This is a genomic window from Bacterioplanes sanyensis, assembly GCF_014652515.1.
In the GTDB taxonomy this organism is placed as follows: Bacteria; Pseudomonadota; Gammaproteobacteria; order Pseudomonadales; family Oceanobacteraceae; genus Bacterioplanes; species Bacterioplanes sanyensis.
The window spans coordinates 1-24,395 of record NZ_BMYY01000009.1 but is presented as its reverse complement, the minus strand read 5'-3'; the positions used below and the strand labels follow the sequence as shown (position 1 = coordinate 24,395).

Genomic DNA, 24,395 nt, shown 5'->3' with positions numbered 1-24,395 from the left:
TCATCCGCTTATTCGTTTTCCAGTTCGATGTCGATACCGAGGGAACGGATCTCTTTAACCAATACGTTAAAGGATTCCGGCATACCAGGTTCCATTCGATGGTCACCGTCAACGATGTTTTTATACATCTTGGTACGGCCGGCCACGTCATCGGATTTCACCGTCAGCATTTCCTGCAAGGTGTAAGCGGCACCGTATGCTTCCAGTGCCCACACTTCCATCTCACCGAAGCGCTGACCACCAAACTGGGCTTTACCACCCAGCGGCTGCTGCGTGACCAGACTGTAGGAGCCGGTAGAACGGGCGTGCATCTTGTCATCCACCAAGTGGTTCAGCTTCAGCATGTACATGTAGCCAACGGTGACTGGACGGTCGAAGGCATCGCCAGTACGGCCATCAAACAGCGTCATTTGACCGGAATCTGGCAAGTCTGCCAGGCGCAACATGCGCTTGATTTCGGTTTCACGCGCACCGTCGAAGGCTGGTGTTGCCATCGGCACACCGTTGCGCAGGTTGTTCGCCAGCTCAAGGATTTCTTCATCGCTAAAGCTGTCCAGATCTTCTACGCGCAGGCTGTCGCCGCCGTTATAGATCTGCTGCAGCAAGTCACGCAGTTTGGCGACTTCCTGTTGCTGACGAATCATTTCGTCAATCTTTTCACCCAGACCTTTGGCTGCTAGACCCAAGTGGATCTCCATGATCTGACCGACGTTCATCCGCGACGGCACACCCAGCGGGTTCAGTACGATATCGACTGGCACACCTTTTTCATCGTATGGCATGTCTTCAATCGGCATGATCGACGAGATAACACCTTTGTTACCGTGACGGCCCGCCATCTTATCGCCTGGCTGGATCTTACGTTTAATCGCTAGGTATACCTTAACGATCTTCAGTACGCCGGGTGCCAAGTCATCGCCGGTTTGCAGCTTGCGCTTCTTGTCTTCAAAACGCTCATCCAGCATTTGACGACGTTCGGCCAACGACGTAGACGCCGCTTCCAGCACTTCAGCCAGCGATTCGTCTTGCGGCACGATCTTGAACCAATGATCGGCTTCCAGCGATTGCAGGTAGTCTTCGGTCAGGGTATCGCCCTTCTTCAGACCTGGCGCTGCATTCACTACCTGGCCAACCAGTTGACGCTGCAAACGCTCGAAAGTAGCGCCTTTAACAATACGCATCTCTTCGTTGAGGTCCTTACGGATCTCATCGAGCTGCATTTGCTCAATTTCCAGTGCGCGCTGGTCTTTTTCGACGCCGTCACGGGTAAAGACTTGAACGTCGATCACGGTACCTGTGGTGCCGGTCTTAACACGTAATGAGGTGTCTTTAACGTCGGAGGCTTTTTCACCAAAGATGGCACGCAACAGTTTTTCTTCTGGCGTCAGCTGGGTTTCGCCTTTTGGCGTTACCTTACCGACCAGAATGTCGCCTGGCTTCACTTCGGCACCAATGTGCACGATGCCGGACTCGTCCAGCTTGTTCAGCGCCGCTTCACCAACGTTGGGAATATCCGCGGTGACTTCTTCACTGCCCAGCTTGGTATCACGCGCCACACAGGTCAGTTCCTGAATGTGGATGGTGGTCAAGCGGTCTTCCTGAGCGACACGCTCAGACAGCAGGATGGAGTCCTCGAAGTTGTAACCATTCCACGGCATAAAGGCGATGCGGAAGTTCTGACCCAGAGCCAGCTCACCCAGGTCAACAGACGGGCCATCGGCCATGACGTCGCCACGCGTTACCGTGTCACCGGCTTTCACCAGCGGACGCTGGTTAATGCAGGTGTTTTGGTTAGAACGGGTGTATTTCACCAGGTTGTAGATATCCACACCGGCTTCACCGGCCATGGTTTCGTCGTCGTGTACTTTCACCACGATACGTGAGGCATCAACCGAGTCGATGACACCGCCACGCTTAGCCATTACACACACGCCAGAGTCTTGCGCTACCGCACGCTCAATACCGGTACCGACCAGCGGCTTCTCGGATTTCAGCGTCGGCACCGCCTGACGTTGCATGTTCGATCCCATCAATGCACGGTTAGCATCGTCGTGCTCGAGGAATGGAATCAATGATGCCGCGATCGACACAACCTGACGTGGCGACACGTCTTGCAGCGTCACACTTTCAGGTGGCATCAGGGTTGTTTCGTTCAAGTGACGCACAGAAATCAGATCACCTTGCAGACGACCTTCGTCGTCGGTCGGCACAGACGCCTGGGCGATAACGTGATTGCCTTCTTCAATGGCAGACACGTAAATGATTTCGTCGGTCACCACACCGTTGTCCACTTTGCGGAACGGCGTCTCCAAGAAGCCATAATCATTGGTGCGGGCATAGGTTGCCAGCGAGTTGATCAGACCAATGTTTGGACCTTCCGGCGTTTCAATCGGACATACGCGACCATAGTGAGTGGCATGTACGTCGCGCACCTCAAAGCCAGCGCGCTCACGCGTCAGACCACCTGGGCCCAAGGCTGAGATACGACGCTTGTGCGTTACTTCTGACAGCGGGTTGTTTTGGTCCATGAACTGAGACAGCTGCGATGAACCAAAGAATTCTTTCACCGCCGCGGCCACTGGCTTAGCGTTGATCAAATCTTGTGGCATCAGGCCTTCAGATTCGGCCATCGACAAGCGCTCACGCACGGCACGTTCAACACGTACCAAGCCAACGCGGAACTGGTTTTCTGCCATTTCGCCGACGGAGCGAATACGACGGTTACCCAAATGGTCGATGTCGTCCACCACGCCCTGACCGTTACGGATATCGATCAAGGTCTTCATAACCGCAACGATGTCGGCTTTGTCCAGCGTGCCGGCACCGGTAATTTCATCGCGGCCAATACGGCGGTTGAACTTCATCCGGCCAACGCCCGACAAGTCATAACGCTCGTCAGTGAAGAACAGGTTTTCGAACAGGGCTTCGGCGCTTTCTTTGGTTGGCGGCTCGCCTGGGCGCATCATGCGGTAGATTTCTACCAGAGCTTCCAGCGCGTTGGTGGTCGGGTCGGTACGCAAGGTCTCCGACATAAACGGACCACAGTCGAGCTCGTTGGTGTAGATGGTTTCGAACTCGGTGATCTTCGACTCGCCGAACTTCACCAGTACTTCTGGTGTGATCTCGGTATTCGCCGGCGCAATCACTTCGCCTGTGCTGGTGTCGATGATGTCTTTCGCCAGCGCGCGCCCCAACAAGTAGTCGATCGGAACTTGCAGCTCTTCAACGCCGGCTTTTTCCAGCTGACGAATGTGGCGTGCAGTAATACGACGACCCGACTCAACCAATACGTTGCCATCATTGTCTTTAATATCGAAGGCAGCAGTTTCACCACGCAGACGCGTAGGAATCAGCTTCAACAGCGCGCCATCCGGGGTCAGGCGGTAGCTGTCGTTCTCAAAGAACTCAGCCAGAATTTCTTCGGTGCTGTAACCCAAAGCACGCAGCAAGATGCTCGCTGGCAACTTACGACGACGGTCGATACGCACATACACCAGGTCTTTTGGATCAAACTCAAAGTCCAACCAAGAACCACGGTATGGAATCACACGGGCGTTATACAGCAACTTACCAGAGGAGTGCGTCTTACCCTTGTCGTGATCGAAGAACACACCCGGTGAACGGTGCAACTGAGACACGATCACACGCTCGGTACCGTTGACAATAAAGGTACCGTTGTCGGTCATGAGCGGCATTTCGCCCATGTAGACTTCTTGTTCCTTGATGTCTTTGATGGCCTTAGTGGCTGAGTCTTTATCGTAAATAATCAGGCGCACTTTGACGCGCAGTGGCGCAGCATAGGTCACACCACGCAGCATACACTCCTTCTCATCGAAGGTTGGTGTACCCAGACGGTAGCTGACGTACTCCAGTGCAGCGTTCCCGGAGTAACTTACAATCGGGAATACGGACTTGAATGCAGCGTGCAGGCCGACTTCGGAACGGTCTTCTGCACTGGCTCCTTCCTGCAAAAACTTGCGGTAGGAGTCGATTTGAATGGCCAGCAGGTATGGCACATCCATGACGTTCGGTAATTTACCGAAATCCTTGCGGATACGTTTTTTCTCAGTATATGAGTAAGCCATCAGTTATCCCCGGACTGTTGCCTCGATCAGGTCGTCAGACCCATGTGGCTTGGGTCTGTTAGTACTAATTCAATGGTGACTGGTTCAGGTCGGGCGACCTCAGTCACTCCAGGAGAGCAGCGTTGCGTGATGCATACATCAATAGCTAGGTGGGCAGCCACAGGCCGACAAGTTACAACTGGGTTTGTCATTCTGCTTGAGCAGCATCGGTCGTGAGTCATACGATGTGCAACCTACCACCCCAAAGAGCTCAGTAGCCTATGCCACTGGCTGTACCATTGAATTAGCGCCAACCGGCCCAACACTTACCTTGCGTTAGAACCCGGCAGCTTGCCAGCAAGCTCACGATTTCCATAACGTGAAAAAGGCTGACGGGTAAACCCGCCAGCCGTTCGCCGTTTTTCGACTTTAGAGCCCAAGCAACGGCTTTGCAACGAATTGCAAATTACTTGACTTCGACAGAAGCGCCAGCTGCTTCCAGAGCCGCTTTAGCAGCTTCGGCGTCATCCTTAGATACGCCTTCTTTAACAGTCGCTGGAGCGCCGTCAACCATTGCTTTCGCGTCTTTCAGGCCAGCGCCAGTCAGTTCACGAACTGCCTTGATCACGTTAACCTTCTTGTCGCCTGCAGAGGTCAGAACAACGTCGAACTCAGTTTGCTCTTCAGCTGCGCCAGCATCGCCGCCAGCAGCACCACCAGCAACAACTGCAGCAGCTGCAGTTACGCCGAATTTTTCTTCCATCGCTTCGATCAGCTCAACAACGTCTTTTACAGACATTTCGGCGATTGCTTCGATGATATCTTCTTTAGTCAGTGACATGAGACTATTCCTAAATTTAATGGAGCACTATGCTCGATAAATCGTTGTGCAAACAGCTTGGGATTAAGCTGCTTGCTCTTCTTTCTGGTCGCGGATAGCAGCAATGGTACGTACCAGCTTGCCTGCAGACGCTTCTTTCATGACGCTCATCAGCTTGGCGATTGCTTCGTCGTATGTTGGCAGTGTTGCCAGCATGTTGAAGTCAACCACTTCACCTTCAAAGGCACCGGCTTTGATTTCGAACGCATCGTTCTCTTTGGCAAATGCCTTAAAGATACGAGCGGCCGCACCTGGGTGCTCTGATGAAAATGCGATCAGGGTAGGACCAACAAAAGTGTCGTTCAAACACTCGTAGCTGGTGCCTTCCACCGCGCGACGCGCCAGGGTGTTACGGACGACTTTCATCCAAACACCGGCTTCGCGGGCTTCTTTACGCAGAGCGGTCATGGCATCCACAGTCACGCCACGCGAATCTGCAACTACGGCAGACAGAGCGTTTTGTGCTACTTCCTGGACTTCGGCGACAATCGCCTTCTTATCTTCGAGTCCTAAGGCCACGATTAACTCCTAACAAGTTAGTTGGGCTCAAAAGAGCCAGTCTCGGTGTGACTATTCAGAATTCTGAACGGGGCCACACACTATCTGCGCAGGAAATATTAAGCAGAACAGACAACCTACTTGCCCTGCTCCTGCGGTCTTTGACAGCTGCCGCCCAAGCGGCAACCCCAAAGATTGTTGCGTTGATCAGAAATCCAAAGAGGAATGATCAACGACCAAGCCAGGACCCATAGTCGTAGACAGGGTCACTTTCTTCATAAATACGCCTTTGGCGGAAGAAGGCTTAGCTTTTTTCAGGTCAGCCAGCAACGCAGTCAGGTTGCCTTTCAGAGATTCAACGCTGAAATCAACTTTGCCGATGCTGGTATGAATAATGCCGTTTTTGTCGTTACGGTAACGAACCTGGCCTGCTTTTGCGTTATTTACCGCAGTAGCAACATCAGGAGTCACGGTGCCAACTTTCGGGTTTGGCATCAGACCACGTGGGCCCAGCACTTGACCCAATTGACCAACAACGCGCATCGCATCTGGAGATGCAATCACCACGTCGAAGTTCAGGTCGCCACCTTTGATCTTTTCTGCCAGATCTTCCATGCCCACCTCGTCAGCGCCAGCAGCCAAAGCAGCTTCCGCGTTAGCACCTTGAGTGAACACAGCAACACGCATGGTTTTGCCAGTGCCGTTAGGCAGTACGGTAGAACCACGAACGTTCTGGTCAGATTTACGTGCGTCGATGCCCAGGTTAACGGCCACATCAACGGACTCAACAAACTTAGGCTTTGGCAGTTCAGCCAGGATCGCTACAGCTTCTTCGATGCTGTAAACCTTGCCCGCTTCTACTTTTTCAGCGATCAGCTTCTGACGCTTAGTCAACTTAGCCATTACTCAACACCCTCCACATTCAGACCCATTGCACGGGCAGAACCGGCGATGGTGCGTACTGCTGCATCCATATCGGCGGCAGTCAGGTCTTTCATCTTAGTGGTTGCGATCTCTTCCAACTGAGCACGGGTAACGGTACCCACCTTCTCAGTGTTTGGACGCGCAGAACCGCTTTGGATGCCCGCTGCTTTTTTCAGCAGGAAAGACGCAGGTGGCGTTTTGATTTCAAAGGTAAAGCTTTTATCGCTGTACACTGTGATGATCACAGGAACTGGCGAGCCCGCTTCCAGGCTGTCAGTTTTAGCGTTAAACGCCTTACAGAATTCCATGATGTTCAGACCGTGCTGACCCAGAGCAGGACCAACCGGGGGACTTGGGTTAGCTTTACCAGCGCCAACCTGCAGCTTGATATAGCCGTCTACTTTCTTAGCCATGATGTACTCCTAATGGGTAATAGCGCCTTATGGGCTCCCCGTTCAACTTATGCCGACTTTTCGACCTGGGTAAATTCCAGCTCGACGGGCGTCGACCGCCCAAAAATCGTAACCGCCACTTGCAAGCGCGACTTTTCGTAGTCAACGCCTTCAACCACACCGTTGAAGTCTGCAAACGGACCATCGATAACACGAACCACTTCACCGGGCTCGTAGATGGTTTTATGCGATGGACGACCCGCACCGTCTTCAACACGCTGCAGAATCGCATCTGCTTCGCGCTCGGTAATCGGCGCAGGCTTATCAGCGGTGCCGCCAATAAAACCCATCACGCGCGGCGTCTGCTTAACCAGGTGCCACGTGTCATCATTCATTTCCATCTGCACCAGCACGTAACCTGGGTAGAATTTACGCTCGCTTTTACGTTTTTTACCGTCGCGAACCTCAACCACCTCTTCGGTCGGAACCAGCACATCACCGAACTGATCTTGCATTTCGTGCAGCTCAATGCGCTCTTTCAGAGCATTCTGAACACGCTTCTCGTAACCTGAATAAGCATGCACCACATACCAACGCTTAGACATACAGGTTCCTTAGCCAATCAACAGTGAAATGAGCCAACCCAACAGACTGTCGAGGCCCCATAAAACCAATGCCATGAAAATGACAACCGCAACAACGATCAAGGTCGTCTGCGTGGTTTCCTGACGCGTAGGCCACACTACCTTACGGCGCTCAATGTTGGCCTCTTTCAACAGCTGCAAGAAGTTTTTGCCTTGACTGGATGTCAGCGCAACACCCGCACTGATCAACATCAGCGCCACAACACCTAAGACACGATACAGAGTACCGATCTCGGTGTAGTGGTAATTACCCCAGACGGCAGCTGCAAAAAAAACCGCCGCCAACAACCACTTGGCATAATCCAGTGGTGACTTGCCTGCGTTGCTCTCGGTACTCATGAAAATTCCCTGAAGCCAAAAATGGCAGCCGAAGCTGCCACCAAGAATCTGGCAGGCCAGGAGGGACTCGAACCCCCAACTTTCGGTTTTGGAGACCGACGCTCTACCAATTGAACTACTGGCCTATATACACTCAATTAGGGCGCAGCACTATACAGCATGATTTGCAAAGTGCAACCCCTAGTTGCGGATGCGCGCCTACGAACAGGCCGCAAGAAGAGATGCCGCGCACCTTACCCAAAGCAAACGCCGTTGCCAAGCTTTTATTTTTGCCGGTGCACCATTTTTGCCCACCCAACCCATGAAGCAAGCCAGACAGAGACTAGCATCGCTCACATTTGAGACTTTTTAACGCTCGCAGACCGAATTATTTATCGACAGGTGCTCAAAATCCGGTAGAAACCCTGTAGAATGGCGCGCGATTTCGACCCTAGCTTATTGAGTAACGCTATGACTGATTTATCTAAGTACAGAAACATCGGCATCTTCGCCCACGTTGACGCCGGTAAAACCACCACCACCGAGCGTATCCTGAAGCTCACCGGTAAAATTCACAAAACCGGCGAAGTACACGATGGTGAGTCCACCACCGACTTCATGGAGCAGGAAGCTGAGCGTGGTATCACCATTCAGTCGGCGGCTGTTACCTGTGAGTGGGCAGGCCACCGTCTGAACGTTATTGACACCCCTGGACACGTTGACTTCACCGTTGAAGTGTACCGTTCACTGAAAGTTCTGGACGGCGGCATCGGCGTATTTTGTGGTTCTGGCGGCGTAGAGCCACAGTCCGAAACCAACTGGCGCTATGCGAACGAATCTGAAGTATCTCGTATTATCTTCGTTAACAAACTGGACCGTCTGGGCGCTGACTTCTACCGCGTTACTGAGCAGGTGAAGAAGGTGCTGGGCGCCAACCCACTGGTGATGGTACTGCCAATCGGTACCGAAGATGAGTTTGTTGGCGTCGTTGACCTGCTGACCCGCAAAGCGTACGTATGGGACGACACTGGTCTGGCAGAAAACTACTCCATCCAAGACGTACCTGCTGACATGGCAGACGACGTAGAGATGTACCGTGAGCAGTTGATCGAAACCGCTCTGGAAGTCGACGAAGATCTGATGATGGCGTACCTGGAAGAAGGTGTTGAGCCGTCTATCGACGAGATCAAGCGCTGCATCCGTGAAGGTACCCGCACTCTGGCGTTCTTCCCAACCTACTGTGGTTCTGCGTTTAAGAACAAAGGTGTGCAGCTGGTTCTGGACGCCGTTGTTGACTACCTGCCAGCACCAACTGAAGTTGATCCGCAGCCGCTGACCGACGAAGAAGGTAACGAGACTGGCGAATACGCCATCGTGTCTGCCGACGAGCCTCTGCGCGCGTTGGCGTTTAAGATCATGGACGACCGTTTCGGCGCCCTGACCTTTATTCGCATCTACTCCGGCGTCATGAACAAGGGTGATACCATCCTCAACTCAGCCACCGGCAAAACCGAACGTATCGGCCGCATGGTAGAGATGCAGGCAGACGACAAGTCTGAGCTAACGCGCGCCCAAGCCGGTGACATCATCGCTGTTGTTGGTATGAAGAACGTTCAAACCGGTCACACCCTGTGTGATCCTAAGCACCCTTGTACGCTGGAAGCCATGGTGTTCCCAGATCCAGTTATCTCTATCGCGGTTAAGCCGAAAGACAAAGGCGCCGTTGATAAGATGGGTGTCGCGATCGGTAAGCTGGTAGCAGAAGATCCATCGTTCCGCGTTGAAACCGACGAAGACTCTGGCGAAACCATCCTGAAAGGTATGGGCGAGCTGCACCTGGACATTAAAGTCGACATTCTGAAGCGTACTTACGGCGTAGAACTGGAAGTGGGCGAGCCTCAGGTAGCCTACCGCGAAACCATTACGTCTGCGGTTGAAGACAGCTACACCCACAAGAAGCAGTCTGGTGGTTCTGGTCAATACGGTAAGATCGACTACACCATGAAGCCAGGTGAGCCAGGCTCAGGTTTCGTTTTCACCACCTCGGTTGTGGGCGGTAACGTACCTAAGGAATTCTTCCCAGCCATTGAAAAGGGTTTCGAAGCCATGATGGCCGAAGGCCCGCTGGCGGGTTTCCCTGTGCTGGACGTTGAAATCGACGTATTCGACGGTGGCTACCACGCGGTTGACTCCTCAGCGGTTGCGTTTGAGATCGCTGCCAAAGGTGCATTCCGTCAAACCATGCCTAAGGCCGGCGCACAGCTGCTGGAACCGATCATGAAGGTTGACGTGTTCACTCCAGAAGACAACGTAGGTGACGTAATCGGTGACTTGAACCGTCGTCGCGGTATGATCAAAGACCAAGAGCCAGGCGTGACTGGCGTTCGCATCAAGGCAGATGTACCTCTGTCAGAGATGTTTGGTTACATCGGCCACCTGCGCACCATCACTTCTGGTCGTGGTCAGTTCTCTATGGAGTTCAGCCACTACATGCCTTGCCCGCAGAACATTGCCGACAAGGTCATGGAAGAAGCTAAAGCTCGCAAAGCAGCTAAATAAGCTGTGCTGTGAGTGATAAAGCCCCGCCTCGGCGGGGCTTTTTTGTGGCCGCTCAACCGGCATAAAAAAACCCGCCATGGGCGGGTCAAAGAACTCGGGTTAGCTCAAACCTCATCTATATGGACGCTGTCGCTATAAACGACAGCACCAATAATGCGCCACTGGCCACGGCCGCAATCAGGTGAATTTGGCGCAGTTGCTGTTCCGTCAGCTCGGGTTCTTGAATGACTTCGTTCGGTTCAAGTTCCATACATAAGACCCTCTTGCTGGAGTTAATACGTTAGCAAGAGACCGGCAGTTATCCTTATTTTTTATGTGACTGTATGTTGCAAGCTGTAACCGCTGCATTAACACGCCAAGTAGGCTCGCAGCAGCTCTATTTGCCTTGCATCGAGCAACATAGGGGCATGGCCACAACCTGGGATTTCCAGCACCTCCGTATCATCACGCAAGGCCATTTCCGCCGCGACTTCTGCCGTCAGCACATCCGAGTTGGAACCGCGCAACACCAGCACTGGACATTGCAATAGCTGCCAAGCAGCCGTCAGATCAATGTCATCATCCAAGGCCTTAAATGCGGCCGCGATGCCTGGGTCATAACGAAAGCGCCAACGACCTGGCTGGACCTGCTCAAACGCTCTCAATGCCAGCTGATGCCATTGCGCTTCGGTCAAGGCACCGAAAGGCGCCGCTATGATGCGAAACTCAGCCTCAGCCTCCTCTAAGCTAGCGAATTGACGATCTTGGCCAACATAACCGCCTATACGCTTTAGCGCCGCCAAGGGAATGCGCGACCCCACATCGTTAAGAATCAACTTACACAAGGTGCCAGGCTGCTGCGCTTCTAACAGCATGCCGATCAAGCCCCCCATCGAGGTTCCCAGCCAATACACACGCTGACTCTCGCACTGTTGTCGCCACAGCGGCAGCAGCTGTTGAAAGTTAGCGATGTACAAGGGATAGCCGTAAAGACTGCTGTCGCTCAGCCAGTCACTGTCACCGCGCCCCAGCACATCTGGGCACATCACGTGATAGTACTGAGCCAGCTGCTGTGCCAGCTCATCAAAGAAACGGCCGTTATGGGTTAAGCCATGAACACAGACCAGTAGCTGCTGAGAGGTGGGTGAATGCCAGTGGCGACACACCAGGGTTTTATCGCCCTCAGGGGTCACCACTGTATGGCGCTGAACACTGCAAGTCACTGTCATTGTCCCATCCTTTGGTCAATTAGGTGGTTGCAGTGTAGCCTTAGCCGTCGCTGGCAACTGGGGTTTTTAGCACCAGCGGGCTAATGTTGCGTTGCACCAGCTCGTCCTGAGCTTTGTTCATTTTCGAGCGATCATTAAACGGGCCGACATAGACTCGATACCAAGTAGAATCCTTCACCGTGCTGCTCTCAAGATAAGCACTCATCCCCTGCAGGATCAGCTCAGCGCGCAAGCGATCCGCATCGGCTTGATTACGAAACGAAGCCGCTTGCAACCGATAAACGTACTTCTTGGGCGTGCCCTTCGGCGTCGATACGTATTCTTCAACCTTATCGACTTTGACCTCCTGCTCTTCTAGCAATTGGTAAAACTCGTAGTTGGGTTTCGGTACCTGTGGCTTTTGCGCCGCTTTTTCTTTTAACGCCTCTAATGCTTGCCGAGTCTCTTTTTGCACCGCGCCCGACTCATCGCTGGCCGGAATGGTGCTCAAGTAGAGCACAAAGCCGACGAAAGCGACGGCCAGTGTCGGCGTCAATATCCACACCCATTTTGGCACTTTGCTGTGCTCAGCCATGCATTGTCCTCGTTGGCTTACATTTCCTGCGGCGCGCTAACACCCAACAGGTCTAAACCGTTAGCAATGACCTGGCGCACGGCTTCGGCCAGCGTTAACCGCGCATTACGCAACTCGACGTCGTCGACCAAGGTCTTTTCTGAGTTGTAATAGGTGTGGAAATCGGACGCCAAGTCTTTCAAGTAATTGGCAATCTGATGTGGCTCGCGGTTGTTAGCTGCGTTGCGCACCACTTCCGGGAAACGGCCCAGTTTTACAATCAGGTCTTTTTCGCTGTCGAGGGTCAATGCCGACAGAGCCGCTAGGCCTTGTTCTTCGCTCCAGCTGTGGCCCGCTTCCGCCAGCTTGCGGAAAATCGAGCACACCCGAGCGTGCGCGTATTGAATGTAATACACAGGGTTATCGGAAGACTGTGACCGCGCCAGATCAATATCAAAGGTCAGCTGACTGTCGGCTTTACGCGCCGCTAGGAAGTAACGCGTGGCATCACGGCCGACTTCATCGATCAAATCACGCAGGGTCACGTAGCTGCCGGCCCGCTTCGATAGCTTCACCTCTTCGCCGCCACGCATGACGGTGACCATTTGGTGCAGCACGTAGTCGGGCCAGCCCTTAGGAATGCCGGCATTCAGCGCTTGCAAGCCGGCACGTACCCGAGTGATGGTGCTGTGGTGATCGGCGCCCTGCTCGTTAATGACTTTTTCAAAGCCGCGCTGCCATTTGTTCAGGTGGTAAGCCACATCTGGCAAGAAGTAGGTATAACCGCCGTCTTTTTTGCGCATTACCCGGTCTTTGTCGTCGCCAAAGTCGGTGGTGCGTAGCCACAGAGCGCCGTCATCTTCGTAGGTGTAACCGTTGTCGATCAGGGTTTTGACCGTTTCTTCGACCTTGCCATCGCTGTACAGAGATGATTCAAGGAAGTAGACATCAAAATCGACGGCAAAGGCTTGCAGGTCTAAGTCTTGCTCACGCCGCAAGTACGCCACCGCAAAGTGACGAATCGCTTCTAAATCATCGGCGTTTTGCGTACCGGTAAAGCTCTGATCTTCCGATTCAACGGTATCGCCGGCCATAAAGCTGTTGGCCAAATCGATGATGTATTCGCCGCGGTAGCCATCTTGTGGCCAGCCAGCGTCTTCCGGCGTCAAGCCTTTGCAGCGCGCCTGCACCGACAGCGCCAAGTTGTTAATTTGCGCACCGGCATCGTTGTAATAAAACTCGCGCGTTACATCCCAACCGGTGGCTTCAAGCAAGCGGCTCAGACAATCGCCCACCGCCGCGCCACGGCCGTGGCCGATGTGCAAAGGACCGGTAGGGTTAGCGGAAACAAATTCCACCTGCACCTTGCGGCCAGCACCTTCATTACTGCGACCGTACTGCTGTTTTTGCTCCAGTACGGTTTTCACCAAGCTGCTGGTCGATGCGTCCGACAGGTAAAAGTTGATAAACCCTGGGCCGGCAATTTCTACCTTGTCGACCAGCTCAGAGGCTGGCAGCGCATCACACAGCAGCTGCGCCAGTTCACGTGGATTTTTACCCGCCGGCTTCGCCAACATCATTGCTAGGTTAGAGGCCAGATCACCGTGCGCCTTGTCTCGGGTGTTGTCCACCTGGATTCGTGGCTCCAGCTCCTGAGGCACAATGCCCTGGGATTTCAGCTCAGCGACGGCGGTGGATAACAGCTCTGCAATTTGCGGTTTCATAATCTGGTCTCGTGGTGTGACTCTCGTCGGTTAAGTTGGGCGATTCGCCCTAAAAAGCCAGCAATTATGGCAAAAAGGCATGCTGGCGTGAAGCCAAACCCTAGCGCTAGGTAAAGCAGCTAACAATAGAGTAAAGCCACAACCTAGCAACAGGTTATCCACAGCTTAGTGGCATTAATGGCCCCCGCTTAGCTTGAGCTTGAACAAATGTCATCAAAGACTGAAAATTCCTTGACTTTTCAGCCAGATAGAAGAATTTCATAAAACGGTCATAAAAGCGCCAATCTGACCGAGAGGCCCGTATTTACGGCCTTACAGGCCTATGCCCAAAAGTTATTAAGATAGTTATACACAGAATCTGTGCATAGACGTGCGCTTGCTCACATTATTCAACCGGCACTAAAGCGCCCTTGTCCCAACCCAGGCGCCCAACACCGACCGCTTGGCGTCGCACCCCCGCCACCGGCGTCAGCATAAAAAGATCACCGTTGCGGCCGGTAAGTGCTTTGTCGACCCCAGTCTGCTGTGCCAGTTGTGCGTGCACACGCATGTGCTCGGCTTCACCATGCACGGGAATAGCGATTTGCGGTCGCACCCATTGATACAACTGCCGCAGCTCATCTTGCGCCGGATGGCCCGAGGCATGAATGGGCAGCGCCGCTTGCTCAGCAGTGATGACCTCCAGCTGCTGCGCCCGCAGTTGCTCGATCAGGCCCTCAATGGCGGGTTCATTGCCCGGAATAGCGCGCGCGCTAAAGATAATGCGATCGCCGGGTTGCAGCTCCAACGCAGGGTGGCTACCCGCCGCCAAACGTCTTAGCGCCGTGCGCGGCTCACCCTGGCTGCCCGTTGCCACCGCCAGCACTTCATGCGGCGGTAAGTAACCCAGATGCGTTTCGTCTACCACCTTAGCTGATAGCGGCCAAATGCCTGCGCGTCGCGCACATTGATGCATGTTGTGCAGCGAGCGTCCGAGCAGCCCCAAATAGCGTCCGTGTGCCGCGGCGATGTGCGCCAGCGTCACTAAACGTGCGATGTTGCTGCCGAAGCAGGTCACCACCACGCGCCCGACAGCCGTCGCGACCAAGGTCTCCAGCCCCTCGTACAGCTGCCCTTCTGAAACGGAATGACCGGCCACCGTGGCATTGGTGGAGTCACAAACCATCGCCAGCACGCCCTCGTCTCCCAGGCGGGTAAAGGTGTCCGGCTGATAGCCATGGCCAGCCACTGGGTCTGGGTCGAGCTTCCAATCACCGGTGTGGAAAACATTGCCCAGCGGCGTGCGTATCATCAATGCATTGGCATCGGGAATGGAGTGCGTCAGCGCCAACCACTGCACCATAAATGGGCCGATCGCACACTGCTGCTCTACTTCCACGACATGCAGCTTGACCTGATGCAACAGGCCGCGCTCCGCCAGCTTGCGTTTTAGCACCTCGGCGGTAAATCGCGTGGTGTATATCGGGCAGCGCAATCGCTCCCACAAATAGGGCACCGCGCCGATATGATCTTCATGGGCATGGGTAATGATCATTCCCGCCAGCTGTTGGCGGCGCTCGCTAATAAACGCTGGGTCGGCCATTTGTGTTTCCGGCTCGCCGCTGTGATGGCGTGTGCCATCGGCACTGAAGCGACCGGGCTTAGGAAACGTCACCCCACAGTCGACCATCAACCACTGGCCGTCGTGGCCATAGAGGTTCATGTTCATACCAATCTCGCCGGTACCGCCCAAAGGTAAAAACCATAAATCCTGCGAGGTGGGGGTCATAAGTGCTACTCAGTGATCGCTGCGAAAGTGCTTACGATAATATCAGTGGTGGCAGCAAAATAGTTACCAACCCTGTAGCAGCAGCTGGTAACTCTTCCTTAAGTTATTGTCGGGTGGGGAATTTAAAATCGATATAGCCGTTAAAGCCGGTGGATTCATATTCGGGCACGGACAGCTCTAAACGCATCATGCCGTTTTCTAATCGCGTAATTCGATAGCTGCCGTCATGGCGATTAATGGTCGAAAAACCAGGGCCATTTATCGCAATGTAGTGTTTACCACCCAAGTTGCCACCAGCGCCACTAAAGTCCAGCGCCCCCAAACTTAGAACATACGTGAGCTTTTGCTGCTGTTCAGGAAAAAACCGACAATCCGGATATTGCTCACAATTTTTATCTAATACATCAACCGTTAGCTTTGAGCGTTCACCTTGGGTGAGTAATTCCGCTTCCACTCGATCCGCCGTCCATTGATCGCTCATGATGGTGCCCTGCAACGGCTGATTTTTAAATTCATAACAATATTGGCGTAGCGGTTCAGCCCTCATATTTTTCGACATCATTTCACTCATGGTGCGCTCAAATTCAACGTAATAGCGCTGGCCTTTTTGCACCATATAAATTTGCACATCGAGTTCGGGGTAGCAAAAGCCTTTCATCCCCATCACCACACCTTGATCATTTACGGCCTTGACCCGATAGTCACCCGTAAACTTGGCGTTATCTTTAATGCGCAACACTTCATCGGGTACCGTCACATAATTTTGTGCCGCGTATTCGAAGTTATAACTTTTAAGCGTTCGAAATAAATATTCTGCAGTTTGTGCCTTCCATTCCTCTTGCTTGGACTGGGGCACAAATTTAGAGGTAGGAGCAGGCTGCTCATCTTTAGCAGCAACGTTTTGAACTGATTCTGCGTCTTCAGACGGCGAGCACGCCACCAGACACCCCAATGCACACAACGACCATAGCCACTTCATAATTCTTCCTTGATAGGTTAGGAAAGCCAAAGAAGTGGCAGCTTACGGATCATGCGGTTCACTGTAAATCCGCCAGCCGTTGTTATGCGAGTTAGTCCATCATCGCCAATAGCTCGACCGCTTAGCACTGGGCGTTATGCCAACACTGCCCACCACCAGCGCCTCTGGTACACTAGCCCTCCCCTTACCCAATAATGAGAAGTACACCATGCCAGAGTATCGCTCGCGGACATCCACCGCTGGACGCAATATGGCCGGTGCCCGTGCTTTGTGGCGCGCCACCGGAATGAAAGACGACGACTTCCACAAACCCATCATCGCCATCGCCAATTCCTTTACTCAGTTTGTGCCTGGGCATGTGCATCTGAAGGATATGGGCCAGTTGGTGGCGCGTGAAATTGAAAAAGCCGGCGGTGTCGCCAAAGAGTTCAATACCATCGCCGTCGATGACGGCATCGCCATGGGCCACGATGGCATGCTGTACAGTTTGCCTTCGCGCGAGATCATCGCCGATTCCGTTGAGTATATGGTCAATGCTCACTGCGCCGACGCGTTGGTGTGCATTTCCAACTGCGACAAAATCACCCCAGGAATGCTGATGGCTGCTTTGCGCCTGAATATTCCGGTGATCTTTGTTTCCGGCGGGCCAATGGAAGCCGGCAAAACCAAACTGGCCGAGCATAAACTCGACTTGGTCGACGCCATGGTCATAGCGGCCGACGACAGCGCCTCCGATGACATGGTGGCCGAATACGAGCGCAGCGCCTGCCCTACCTGTGGCTCTTGCTCGGGTATGTTTACCGCCAACTCGATGAACTGTTTGACCGAGGCCATTGGCCTGTCACTGCCGGGCAATGGCACCACCTTGGCCACCCACGCCGATCGCGAGCAATTATTTTTAGAAGCCGCACGGCTGATTGTGCGCAACGCCAAGCGCTATTACGAGCAAGACGATGAATCGGTATTGCCGCGCTCCATCGCCAGCTTTAAAGCGTTTGAAAACGCCATGACCCTAGACATCGTTATGGGCGGCTCAACCAACACCATTTTGCATTTGCTCGCCGCAGCCCAAGAGGCGGAAGTCGATTTCGATATGAAAGACATCGACCGCTTGTCGCGCATTGTGCCGCAGCTGTGCAAAGTGGCTCCCAACACACAGAAATACCACATCGAAGACGTGCATCGCGCCGGCGGCGTGATGGGTATTTTGGGTGAGATCGACCGCGCTGGGCTGCTGCACAATGATTTGCCCACTGTGCACGAAGCCAGCATGAAAGACGCGTTAGATAAATGGGACATCATGCGCAACCCAACGCCTGAGGTGGTGGAGTTCTTCAAAGCAGGGCCGGCCGGTATTCCCACACAAACGGCGTTCAGCCAAGCCACGCGCTGGCCAACGCTAGACGGTGACCGCGAAGCCGGTTGCATCCGCGCCATCGAGCACGCCTACTCACAAGAAGGTGGCTTAGCGGTGCTGTACGGCAACATCGCCAAAGACGGTTGTGTGGTCAAAACCGCGGGGGTCGATGAGTCGATTCTGGTGTTTGAGGGCCAGGCCAAGATCTTTGAATCCCAAGACAGTGCCGTCGCTGGCATTTTGGCCGACGAGGTGAAAGCGGGCGACGTGGTGATCATTCGCTACGAGGGCCCCAAAGGCGGCCCGGGCATGCAAGAAATGCTGTACCCAACGTCGTACCTAAAGTCCAAAGGCTTGGGCAAAGCCTGCGCCTTGCTGACCGATGGCCGCTTCTCTGGCGGCACCTCGGGCTTGTCGATTGGCCATTGCTCTCCTGAAGCCGCCGCCGGTGGCGCCATTGGTTTATTGCGTGATGGCGATCCCATCAAGATCGATATCCCCAACCGCTCCATCGATGTGTTGCTGAGCGAAGCCGAGTTGGCAGAGCGCCGTGCACAGCAAGACGCTAAGGGCTGGAAGCCTGTAGAGGAGCGGCCGCGCAAGGTCAGCACCGCACTGAAGGCCTATGCTAAATTCGCCACCAGTGCCGATAAAGGTGCGGTGCGCGACAAAGCACTACTAGATTAAGGAGACAGGGCAGGCTCGCCTGCCCGACTGTTATGCGTCATTTTGCTGTTTGTATGCTTGCCTTTAGCCTGTACCTGAATGGCTGCAGCCATCAACCACAGCTGCCTGCCCACGAGGTTCAGTATCAGCGCTATCTCAGTGAAAACACCGAAGCCTTGCAGCAAGAGCAAGAACAGGCGTTAGACAGTGCCGAACAGGCGCTAGAGAAAAGCGAGCAGCAGCAACTGGCGTTTTACTCTCCCGGCTATGCCGAGCAGCTATCCACCGCCGTCACTGCCGCGAGGCGTGCCAGTCTCGCCAATGATCAGCAAGCACTGGTGGATGAGGCAGCAAAAGCATTGGCATCACTGCAGTTGGGGCTGGAAACCAAACAGCAAGGCCAGCGTTTGCTGGCCGATATACTGGCTCGCCGCGATGAAGTCACAGCGCTGCAAGCCGATAAAGTCGCTCGCCGCAGCTACCAAGCATTTCAGCAAGCGTTGCAAGCTGCCTTTATGGCGTTGGAGCAAAGCAATCCGCCGGATGAAGACACCTTGCAAGCGCTGCTTAATCAGCTGGATGAGTTGGAACAGCAAACCTTGCTGACGCGCTTCTGGCAGCCGGCACAACGTACACTAGCGCAAGCCAAATCCGAAGACGCCGACGAGTTAGCACCGGCTACTTATGCCAGCGCGGCCACTGCCGTCGCCGATGTGGAGCGCTACATCCGTCAAACCGACAGCCAAATCGACACCGCAACGCAGCAAGGTCATCAGGCGTTGCGTCAGGCACAGCATGCGCTGTTTGTGGCCCGCGAGGCCAAGCGACTGCAGCAACTGAACGCCCGTGAGGCCGAGCAAGCCGTGCTGCGATTTGAATCGCTATTGCATGAGTTGAGCCTTGCCGTCGACGGCGCTGACCGCCGGCACATGGCTTTGTACGATCAAATGCTGGCGATTAAACAGCGCTTGGATGAGCTGAAGCACACAGCTGCCTCCGCCAACACCCGGCCAGCATCATCACTTTTAACAACACCAACCGAAGCAGCACCATCAGTACCAAACGAGGCAGCAGCCAAGGCACCAAGCGCGCCGGCCGAAGCAGCTAACGATGCTGCTGCAAGCGTAGCGGGCGATGATCAGGATTCATCCAGCGAATAAGCAAAATTTTGAATGCGCAGTCCGCGATGAACGTAATCTGCAACGTTGATACCAAAGCAGCCACTGCGAAAGACCCCCGCGGGTTCGTATGGCTGCCCAAAGTCATCTAACGGTCGATAGGCCAAGTTTAAAATGCGTTCTGGTTGCGGCTGTTGCTGCGCGTCGAGAATCATGATGACTTTGGGTTTGAGTCGATAGCCTGGATCCGATGACAAGATAATTCCCACTTCGCCATTGCTCATCTGCATTAAATAGCCCGGTGGATACAGACCAATCATTTGGATAAAGGTACGAGCGATATCGGCATCAAACTGCACATCGACATTGCGATTGATGATGCGCAGCGCATCGATGGATGACATGCCCGCTTTGTAGCAGCGGTCACTGGTCATGGCATCGTAGGCATCAACGATGGTCACAATGCGGGTAAAGCGAGAAATTTTATGACTGTCGATGCCACGTGGATAACCCTTACCATCCAGCCGTTCGTGATGGCTGAAGGCAACATCCACGGCGCCCGGGTAAATATCCGAACGCCCCATCAGCAACTGCCGGCCATACACGGTATGGCGCGCCATTTCTTCAAACTCTTGCGGTGATAACGGCCCGGGCTTATTCAGAATCTCAGGCGGCACCTTCATCTTGCCGATGTCATGCATCAAGCCGCACATCCCTAGATTTTCAAGCTCGTAAGGGGCAAGGTCCAGCAGGCGCCCGAGGGAGATCGCCAATAGGCATACGTTTACCGAATGCTCGGCGGTGTATTCATCCTGATTTTTCAGCCGCGTCAGCCACAATACGGCGTTCGGGTTGCCCACCACCCGATCAACGCAGTCTTTGACGACCGTGTGCGCCTGACGGGTGTCCAGCGCTTGCCCCATTTGCGCACTGAGCAGTAATTGACGTACCTGCTGCTTGGCCGCCTGATAAGTGCGATTGGCCTGAGTGAGCTGCTGCGCCAAGTTTTGCTTTTCAACGTAACGGGTGCGCGTATTGCTGGGTGTACTCGGCGCATGGCCACTCACGGCTTGCCAGTCTTCTTCAACCACGTCGACATAGACCTCTCGGCAGTACTCCTGCACCACCTGAATGTCTTGCTCAGACTCAATCAAAAAGCCCTGAAACAGAAACGGCGATTCTTCCCAAGGAATGTCGAGTTCAGACACATACATGCCAACACACAGCTCATGCACCGCAAGCCGCCTGCGGCTGTGGCGTTTGTTGATGACGTACTGCTGACCGCTGCGGCCACGGTGTCGGGAACGATTCACACGGTTACCTGTGACAAAAAGACGGGAACATGCCTTGCCGTTAGTTTAGCTGCGTACGCTCAAAATAGCCGCGAGGATTATTCACTCAGCTGTATATCGCTGTAACCATCGCAGGCAACAAACTGTAAGCGTGCGCCAATCGCCGCCGGTATTTCACCTTGGTGATGGGTGACGTACAACAAGGTCATGGCGTCTTGCTGCGCTAAGCGCTGGATAAAAGCCAATACCATTTCGCGGCTGACGTCGTCCAAGCCCTGGCAAGGTTCATCCAGAATCAGCAATGGCGGTTGCTTGATCAGCGCACGTCCAATCAACACCAGCCGCTGCTCGCCATAAGATAAGTGCTGCAAGCTTTGATTGGCTTTATTAGCCAAACCAAGGATCTCTAGCCACTGCATGCCTAGGCGCTTATCGTCATCGCCGGTTGCCTGATATAAGCCAATGGAGTCGTGTAAGCCGGAGAGCAATGCACTCAGCACATTGGTGGTTGCTCGGTATTGCCACTGCAGCGCAGAAGACACCAAACCTATGTGTTGTTTGATGTCCCAGATGCTTTCGCCGCTGCCGCGCTGGATGCCAAACAGGGTCATATCGTTGCGATAACATTGCGGATTATCAGCCGTGATCAACTGCAGCAAACTGCTTTTGCCGCAACCATTGGGGCCTTGGATGGCCCAATGTTGGCCAGGCATCACCGTCCAGTTGAGGCCATCAAACAACACACGCTCGTCATAAACCACAGACACATCACGCATCTGTACCAGCGGCTGCTGTGCTGTTAGCACTTTGCGACCTGCGGGCGGTGCTGGCAGCTCAGGTAACTTTCGATCAAAATGCAGCAGACCATGAACCTCTGGCTGAGCCAATACGGCCTCACGCTCATCTGCCACCAACAACCGAGCGTTGTGCATAAACGCAATGTGTGTGACCCACTGTGGTAGCTCGTCTAACCGGTTGGCCACCCACACAATGCATTGGCCGTTTGCGACCGCCTGCTGCAGCAACTCTAAGACGGCTTCCCGGCTAGCGGCATCCAACCCTTCCAGCGGCTCGTCCAACACCAGCAAATCTGGTTGCTGTTGCAATGCCCGCAGTAGCATGACCTTGCGACTCTCACCCGTGCTCAGAGATTTGAAACCGCTGTCTAGCAGATGCTGCACACCCAGTTTTTCCAGCCAGCCCTCTGAGCCTTCTAGCGGCTGCAGCAGTTGCGCCACGGTCGTGCCTTTATCAAACCGGTTGAGCAAGTCACTTTGATCAATCTGGCGTTCATGGGCCAGCAGCTCAGCTTGGGCTTCAAGTGATACGTAGGCGACGCGCTTAGGTAAGTTTGCAACTGTGCCATGGCTTAACACCACATCCTCGGCAAACAAGCGTGATAACACCGTCTTACCACTGCCATTGGTACCACTGATGGCCCAGCATTGATCCGGCGAACATTGCCATTGTTCGACACACAGTTGGCGGCCATCATGCAGCCGCGCGCGAATATGATTGAAATGCATGATTTAGCCTGGAGGCCACTGCAAAGAACGCCCGCCAATCACATGTAAGTGCAAATGAAACACCGACTGTCCGGCTTCGGCACCATTGTTAACCACTAAACGAAAACGATCACCTAGACCTTCTTGCTCGGCGACTTTGTTGGCAGCCAGCATCAGATGTCCTAACAATGCAGCATCGTCTGCCGTTGCGTCACACAAGCGTGGAATGGGTTTGCGTGGAATCACCAAAATATGAGTAGGGGCTGCTGGATATAAATCCCGAAAGGCGATGCATTGCTCATCTTCATAAACGATATCCGCCGGTAACTCACCGCGCAGAATCTTGCCAAAAATAGTGTCTTCGCTCATGCCTATGCTCCTCAAATTGAGCGACTACTTTAGAGGAGCGGCACTGAGGTGACAATCAGCTGCGACCATCGGCGACCAGATTGCGTCCGCCATCTTTGGCTTGATACAAGTGCTCATCGGCACGATTAAGCAGTTTATCGAGACTGTCGCCCTGACAGGTCGCGACCCCAATACTGACGGTAAGACGTACATAAGCCTCTTCCGTGACATCGACAATGCTATCAGCGATGCGCGCACGCAGCGCTTCACAAAATTCATAGGCTTTATCGGCATTCAAACCAGACATCAGCAAAGTAAACTCTTCTCCGCCGGTACGGGCCAATAAAAATGGCTGCGTCAGCTCAGCCAATAAGTTGGCAATGTGACACAAAGCCTGATCACCGCCTTGGTGGCCGTACTCGTCATTAATGTGCTTAAAGAAATCGACATCAATAATGGCCGCACTGATCGGCTTGCCGAGCTTTTGCGCTTGCTTTAGCGCCTCGTTGGCACTGTCTTGGAAAAAACGACGGTTGTAGAGGTTGGTCAGGAAATCACGGCTGGCCTGCTCTTCCAGCTCTCTTAAATGGCGAATGGCCTCAATGTTGTTGGTCACCCGACAGAAGAATTCTTCCTGCTCAAAGGGTTTGTTCAAAAAATCATTGGCGCCATTTTTAATAAAGCGCACCGACAAATGGTTATCTCCCTGCCCCGATAAACCAATGATGCCAATGCGTCGTTTTTCAAACTCATGCCGTACTGCCTGTACCAACTCAAAACCGTCCATGTTCGGCATGTTGTAGTCGGTAATGATGAGTTGAATCTCCGGGTGCTGGCGCAAACAGCTCATGGCTTTTACTCCATCTTCTGCGGCATGCACCTGATAACAATGCAGCTCCAATAAGTGCTGGATGTGCTTGCGAGCCATGGTGGAATCCTCCACCACCAACACCTCGACTTGGCGGTTACGACTCAATCGTCGCATCATGTTTAATGCGTATAAATAGGAGTAACGCGACTCTTTAATTACATAATCGGCGATGCCCTTAGCCAGTAGCATGTCGCGCTTACCGCTGTCACTGGAGCCAGTCAAAACCACCACAGGAAGCCGCTCATCAAGCAAGTAGTCCACCAGCTCACCGTCTGGAGCATCCGGCAGAGACAGGTCAATTAAGCCGACTTCCAAGGTTCTCTTATGCTGCTCATACAGCCGCTTTGCGGTAGCCATATTGTTGGCAAAGACCACGTCTTTACCCAACGTGTCTTTGGCCAAATGTTTCAGAATTTTCACCACCACATTACTGTCTTCAACTACCAGATAACGCGCCATACTTTCACTCCTGCCTAGTCGGCTAAGTGTAGTCAATGGCAGCGTGGAGGCAGGGACGTATTACAACTGGTCAACGTTAGAGACTAATAAACTGGGTGCGCGCACGACCTAGATCGGCATAGCCAGGGTCGTCAGGAAGATGGAGGGGCTTTTCATTAAGGCGTGTAAACCACAGATAAGAAAAAGCCCCGACAGCGTTAGCTACCGGGGCTTTAGGATAAGAGCTTGACGATGACCTACTCTCACATGGGGAAGCCCCACACTACCA

General features: G+C 53.6%; 20 protein-coding genes and 1 tRNA gene. 3 read left to right on the top strand and 18 right to left on the bottom strand.

From position 1 onward, the window contains the following. Positions 1–8: 8 nt before the first annotated feature. The 8 genes from rpoB to IE090_RS12820 all read right to left on the bottom strand — a co-directional run bounded on the left by rpoB (position 9) and on the right by IE090_RS12820 (position 7,866). Positions 9–4,085, bottom strand: a complete 4,077-nt coding sequence (gene rpoB / locus IE090_RS12855; protein WP_189388799.1) for a DNA-directed RNA polymerase subunit beta — start codon at positions 4,083–4,085, stop codon at positions 9–11. 445 nt (positions 4,086–4,530) lie between these two features. Next, the gene (gene rplL, locus IE090_RS12850; protein WP_189388798.1) at positions 4,531–4,905 is read right to left on the bottom strand and encodes a 50S ribosomal protein L7/L12; all 375 of its coding nucleotides are present in this window, start codon (positions 4,903–4,905) and stop codon (positions 4,531–4,533) included. Between the two features lie 63 nt (positions 4,906–4,968). Further along, positions 4,969–5,463 carry a 50S ribosomal protein L10 gene (gene rplJ, locus IE090_RS12845; protein ID WP_189388797.1) on the bottom strand — a complete coding sequence of 165 codons (495 nt, stop codon included), beginning with the start codon at positions 5,461–5,463 and terminating at the stop codon, positions 4,969–4,971. A gap of 186 nt (positions 5,464–5,649) precedes the next feature. Then, positions 5,650–6,345, bottom strand: coding sequence for a 50S ribosomal protein L1 (gene rplA, locus IE090_RS12840; RefSeq protein ID WP_189388796.1), 696 nt, complete (start codon positions 6,343–6,345; stop codon positions 5,650–5,652). Next, positions 6,345–6,779: a 50S ribosomal protein L11 gene (rplK, locus tag IE090_RS12835; RefSeq protein WP_189388795.1), complete on the bottom strand. Its 435-nt coding sequence runs from the start codon at positions 6,777–6,779 to the stop codon at positions 6,345–6,347. The genes rplA and rplK overlap by 1 nt, the downstream gene beginning before the upstream one ends. Positions 6,780–6,826: 47 nt before the next feature. Continuing rightward, the gene (nusG, locus tag IE090_RS12830; RefSeq protein ID WP_189388794.1) at positions 6,827–7,363 is read right to left on the bottom strand and encodes a transcription termination/antitermination protein NusG; all 537 of its coding nucleotides are present in this window, start codon (positions 7,361–7,363) and stop codon (positions 6,827–6,829) included. A 9-nt stretch (positions 7,364–7,372) separates the two neighbouring features. Next, positions 7,373–7,741 (bottom strand): preprotein translocase subunit SecE, encoded by a 369-nt coding sequence (gene secE, locus IE090_RS12825; protein ID WP_189388793.1) that lies wholly within the window; start codon positions 7,739–7,741, stop codon positions 7,373–7,375. A 49-nt stretch (positions 7,742–7,790) separates the two neighbouring features. Then, positions 7,791–7,866, bottom strand: a tRNA-Trp gene (locus IE090_RS12820). A 325-nt stretch (positions 7,867–8,191) separates the two neighbouring features. On the opposite strand from IE090_RS12820, the gene fusA reads away from it, so the two are divergent. After that, a complete protein-coding gene (gene fusA, locus IE090_RS12815) occupies positions 8,192–10,279 on the top strand; it encodes an elongation factor G (RefSeq protein WP_189388792.1) in 2,088 nt (695 codons plus the stop codon). A gap of 115 nt (positions 10,280–10,394) precedes the next feature. Here fusA and IE090_RS17945 read toward each other — a convergent pair whose 3' ends face one another. The 6 genes from IE090_RS17945 to IE090_RS12790 all read right to left on the bottom strand — a co-directional run bounded on the left by IE090_RS17945 (position 10,395) and on the right by IE090_RS12790 (position 16,511). Next, complete coding sequence (locus IE090_RS17945; RefSeq protein ID WP_268247123.1) at positions 10,395–10,529, bottom strand: hypothetical protein; 135 nt, start codon at positions 10,527–10,529, stop codon at positions 10,395–10,397. A 97-nt stretch (positions 10,530–10,626) separates the two neighbouring features. Further along, complete coding sequence (locus tag IE090_RS12810) at positions 10,627–11,487, bottom strand: alpha/beta fold hydrolase (protein ID WP_189388791.1); 861 nt, start codon at positions 11,485–11,487, stop codon at positions 10,627–10,629. A gap of 40 nt (positions 11,488–11,527) precedes the next feature. Then, complete coding sequence (locus tag IE090_RS12805; RefSeq protein ID WP_189388790.1) at positions 11,528–12,061, bottom strand: SPOR domain-containing protein; 534 nt, start codon at positions 12,059–12,061, stop codon at positions 11,528–11,530. A gap of 17 nt (positions 12,062–12,078) precedes the next feature. Then, on the bottom strand, positions 12,079–13,764 hold the full coding sequence (gene argS, locus IE090_RS12800; RefSeq protein WP_189388789.1) for an arginine--tRNA ligase: 1,686 nt from the start codon (positions 13,762–13,764) through the stop codon (positions 12,079–12,081). A 385-nt stretch (positions 13,765–14,149) separates the two neighbouring features. After that, complete coding sequence (locus IE090_RS12795) at positions 14,150–15,532, bottom strand: ribonuclease J (protein WP_189388788.1); 1,383 nt, start codon at positions 15,530–15,532, stop codon at positions 14,150–14,152. Between the two features lie 103 nt (positions 15,533–15,635). After that, on the bottom strand, positions 15,636–16,511 hold the full coding sequence (locus IE090_RS12790) for a hypothetical protein (RefSeq protein WP_189388787.1): 876 nt from the start codon (positions 16,509–16,511) through the stop codon (positions 15,636–15,638). Between the two features lie 208 nt (positions 16,512–16,719). Here IE090_RS12790 and ilvD point away from each other — a divergent pair, with 208 nt between their 5' ends. Next, a complete protein-coding gene (ilvD, locus tag IE090_RS12785; protein ID WP_189388899.1) occupies positions 16,720–18,555 on the top strand; it encodes a dihydroxy-acid dehydratase in 1,836 nt (611 codons plus the stop codon). A 53-nt stretch (positions 18,556–18,608) separates the two neighbouring features. Next, complete coding sequence (locus IE090_RS12780) at positions 18,609–19,694, top strand: coiled-coil domain-containing protein (RefSeq protein ID WP_189388786.1); 1,086 nt, start codon at positions 18,609–18,611, stop codon at positions 19,692–19,694. Here the strand turns inward: IE090_RS12780 and IE090_RS12775 are convergent. The 4 genes from IE090_RS12775 to IE090_RS12760 form a co-directional block, all read right to left on the bottom strand. Next, positions 19,673–20,965: a cyclic di-GMP phosphodiesterase gene (locus IE090_RS12775; RefSeq protein WP_189388785.1), complete on the bottom strand. Its 1,293-nt coding sequence runs from the start codon at positions 20,963–20,965 to the stop codon at positions 19,673–19,675. The genes IE090_RS12780 and IE090_RS12775 overlap by 22 nt on opposite strands. Positions 20,966–21,042: 77 nt before the next feature. After that, positions 21,043–22,470, bottom strand: coding sequence for a molybdate ABC transporter ATP-binding protein ModF (modF, locus tag IE090_RS12770; protein WP_189388784.1), 1,428 nt, complete (start codon positions 22,468–22,470; stop codon positions 21,043–21,045). 3 nt (positions 22,471–22,473) lie between these two features. Continuing rightward, positions 22,474–22,818: a histidine triad nucleotide-binding protein gene (locus IE090_RS12765; protein ID WP_189388783.1), complete on the bottom strand. Its 345-nt coding sequence runs from the start codon at positions 22,816–22,818 to the stop codon at positions 22,474–22,476. 55 nt (positions 22,819–22,873) lie between these two features. Further along, complete coding sequence (locus tag IE090_RS12760) at positions 22,874–24,127, bottom strand: diguanylate cyclase (RefSeq protein ID WP_189388782.1); 1,254 nt, start codon at positions 24,125–24,127, stop codon at positions 22,874–22,876. Positions 24,128–24,395: the final 268 nt, after the last annotated feature.

Coding starts and splice junctions, on each gene's coding strand:
- rpoB (WP_189388799.1), bottom strand. CDS start 4,085: ATGGCTTACTCATATACTGAGAAAAAACGTATCCGCAAGGATTTCGGT.
- rplL (WP_189388798.1), bottom strand. CDS start 4,905: ATGTCACTGACTAAAGAAGATATCATCGAAGCAATCGCCGAAATGTCT.
- rplA (WP_189388796.1), bottom strand. CDS start 6,345: ATGGCTAAGTTGACTAAGCGTCAGAAGCTGATCGCTGAAAAAGTAGAA.
- rplK (WP_189388795.1), bottom strand. CDS start 6,779: ATGGCTAAGAAAGTAGACGGCTATATCAAGCTGCAGGTTGGCGCTGGT.
- nusG (WP_189388794.1), bottom strand. CDS start 7,363: ATGTCTAAGCGTTGGTATGTGGTGCATGCTTATTCAGGTTACGAGAAG.
- secE (WP_189388793.1), bottom strand. CDS start 7,741: ATGAGTACCGAGAGCAACGCAGGCAAGTCACCACTGGATTATGCCAAG.
- fusA (WP_189388792.1), top strand. CDS start 8,192: ATGACTGATTTATCTAAGTACAGAAACATCGGCATCTTCGCCCACGTT.
- IE090_RS17945 (WP_268247123.1), bottom strand. CDS start 10,529: ATGGAACTTGAACCGAACGAAGTCATTCAAGAACCCGAGCTGACGGAA.
- IE090_RS12810 (WP_189388791.1), bottom strand. CDS start 11,487: ATGACAGTGACTTGCAGTGTTCAGCGCCATACAGTGGTGACCCCTGAG.
- IE090_RS12805 (WP_189388790.1), bottom strand. CDS start 12,061: ATGGCTGAGCACAGCAAAGTGCCAAAATGGGTGTGGATATTGACGCCG.
- argS (WP_189388789.1), bottom strand. CDS start 13,764: ATGAAACCGCAAATTGCAGAGCTGTTATCCACCGCCGTCGCTGAGCTG.
- IE090_RS12795 (WP_189388788.1), bottom strand. CDS start 15,532: ATGACCCCCACCTCGCAGGATTTATGGTTTTTACCTTTGGGCGGTACC.
- IE090_RS12790 (WP_189388787.1), bottom strand. CDS start 16,511: ATGAAGTGGCTATGGTCGTTGTGTGCATTGGGGTGTCTGGTGGCGTGC.
- ilvD (WP_189388899.1), top strand. CDS start 16,720: ATGCCAGAGTATCGCTCGCGGACATCCACCGCTGGACGCAATATGGCC.
- IE090_RS12780 (WP_189388786.1), top strand. CDS start 18,609: ATGCTTGCCTTTAGCCTGTACCTGAATGGCTGCAGCCATCAACCACAG.
- modF (WP_189388784.1), bottom strand. CDS start 22,470: ATGCATTTCAATCATATTCGCGCGCGGCTGCATGATGGCCGCCAACTG.
- IE090_RS12765 (WP_189388783.1), bottom strand. CDS start 22,818: ATGAGCGAAGACACTATTTTTGGCAAGATTCTGCGCGGTGAGTTACCG.
- IE090_RS12760 (WP_189388782.1), bottom strand. CDS start 24,127: ATGGCGCGTTATCTGGTAGTTGAAGACAGTAATGTGGTGGTGAAAATT.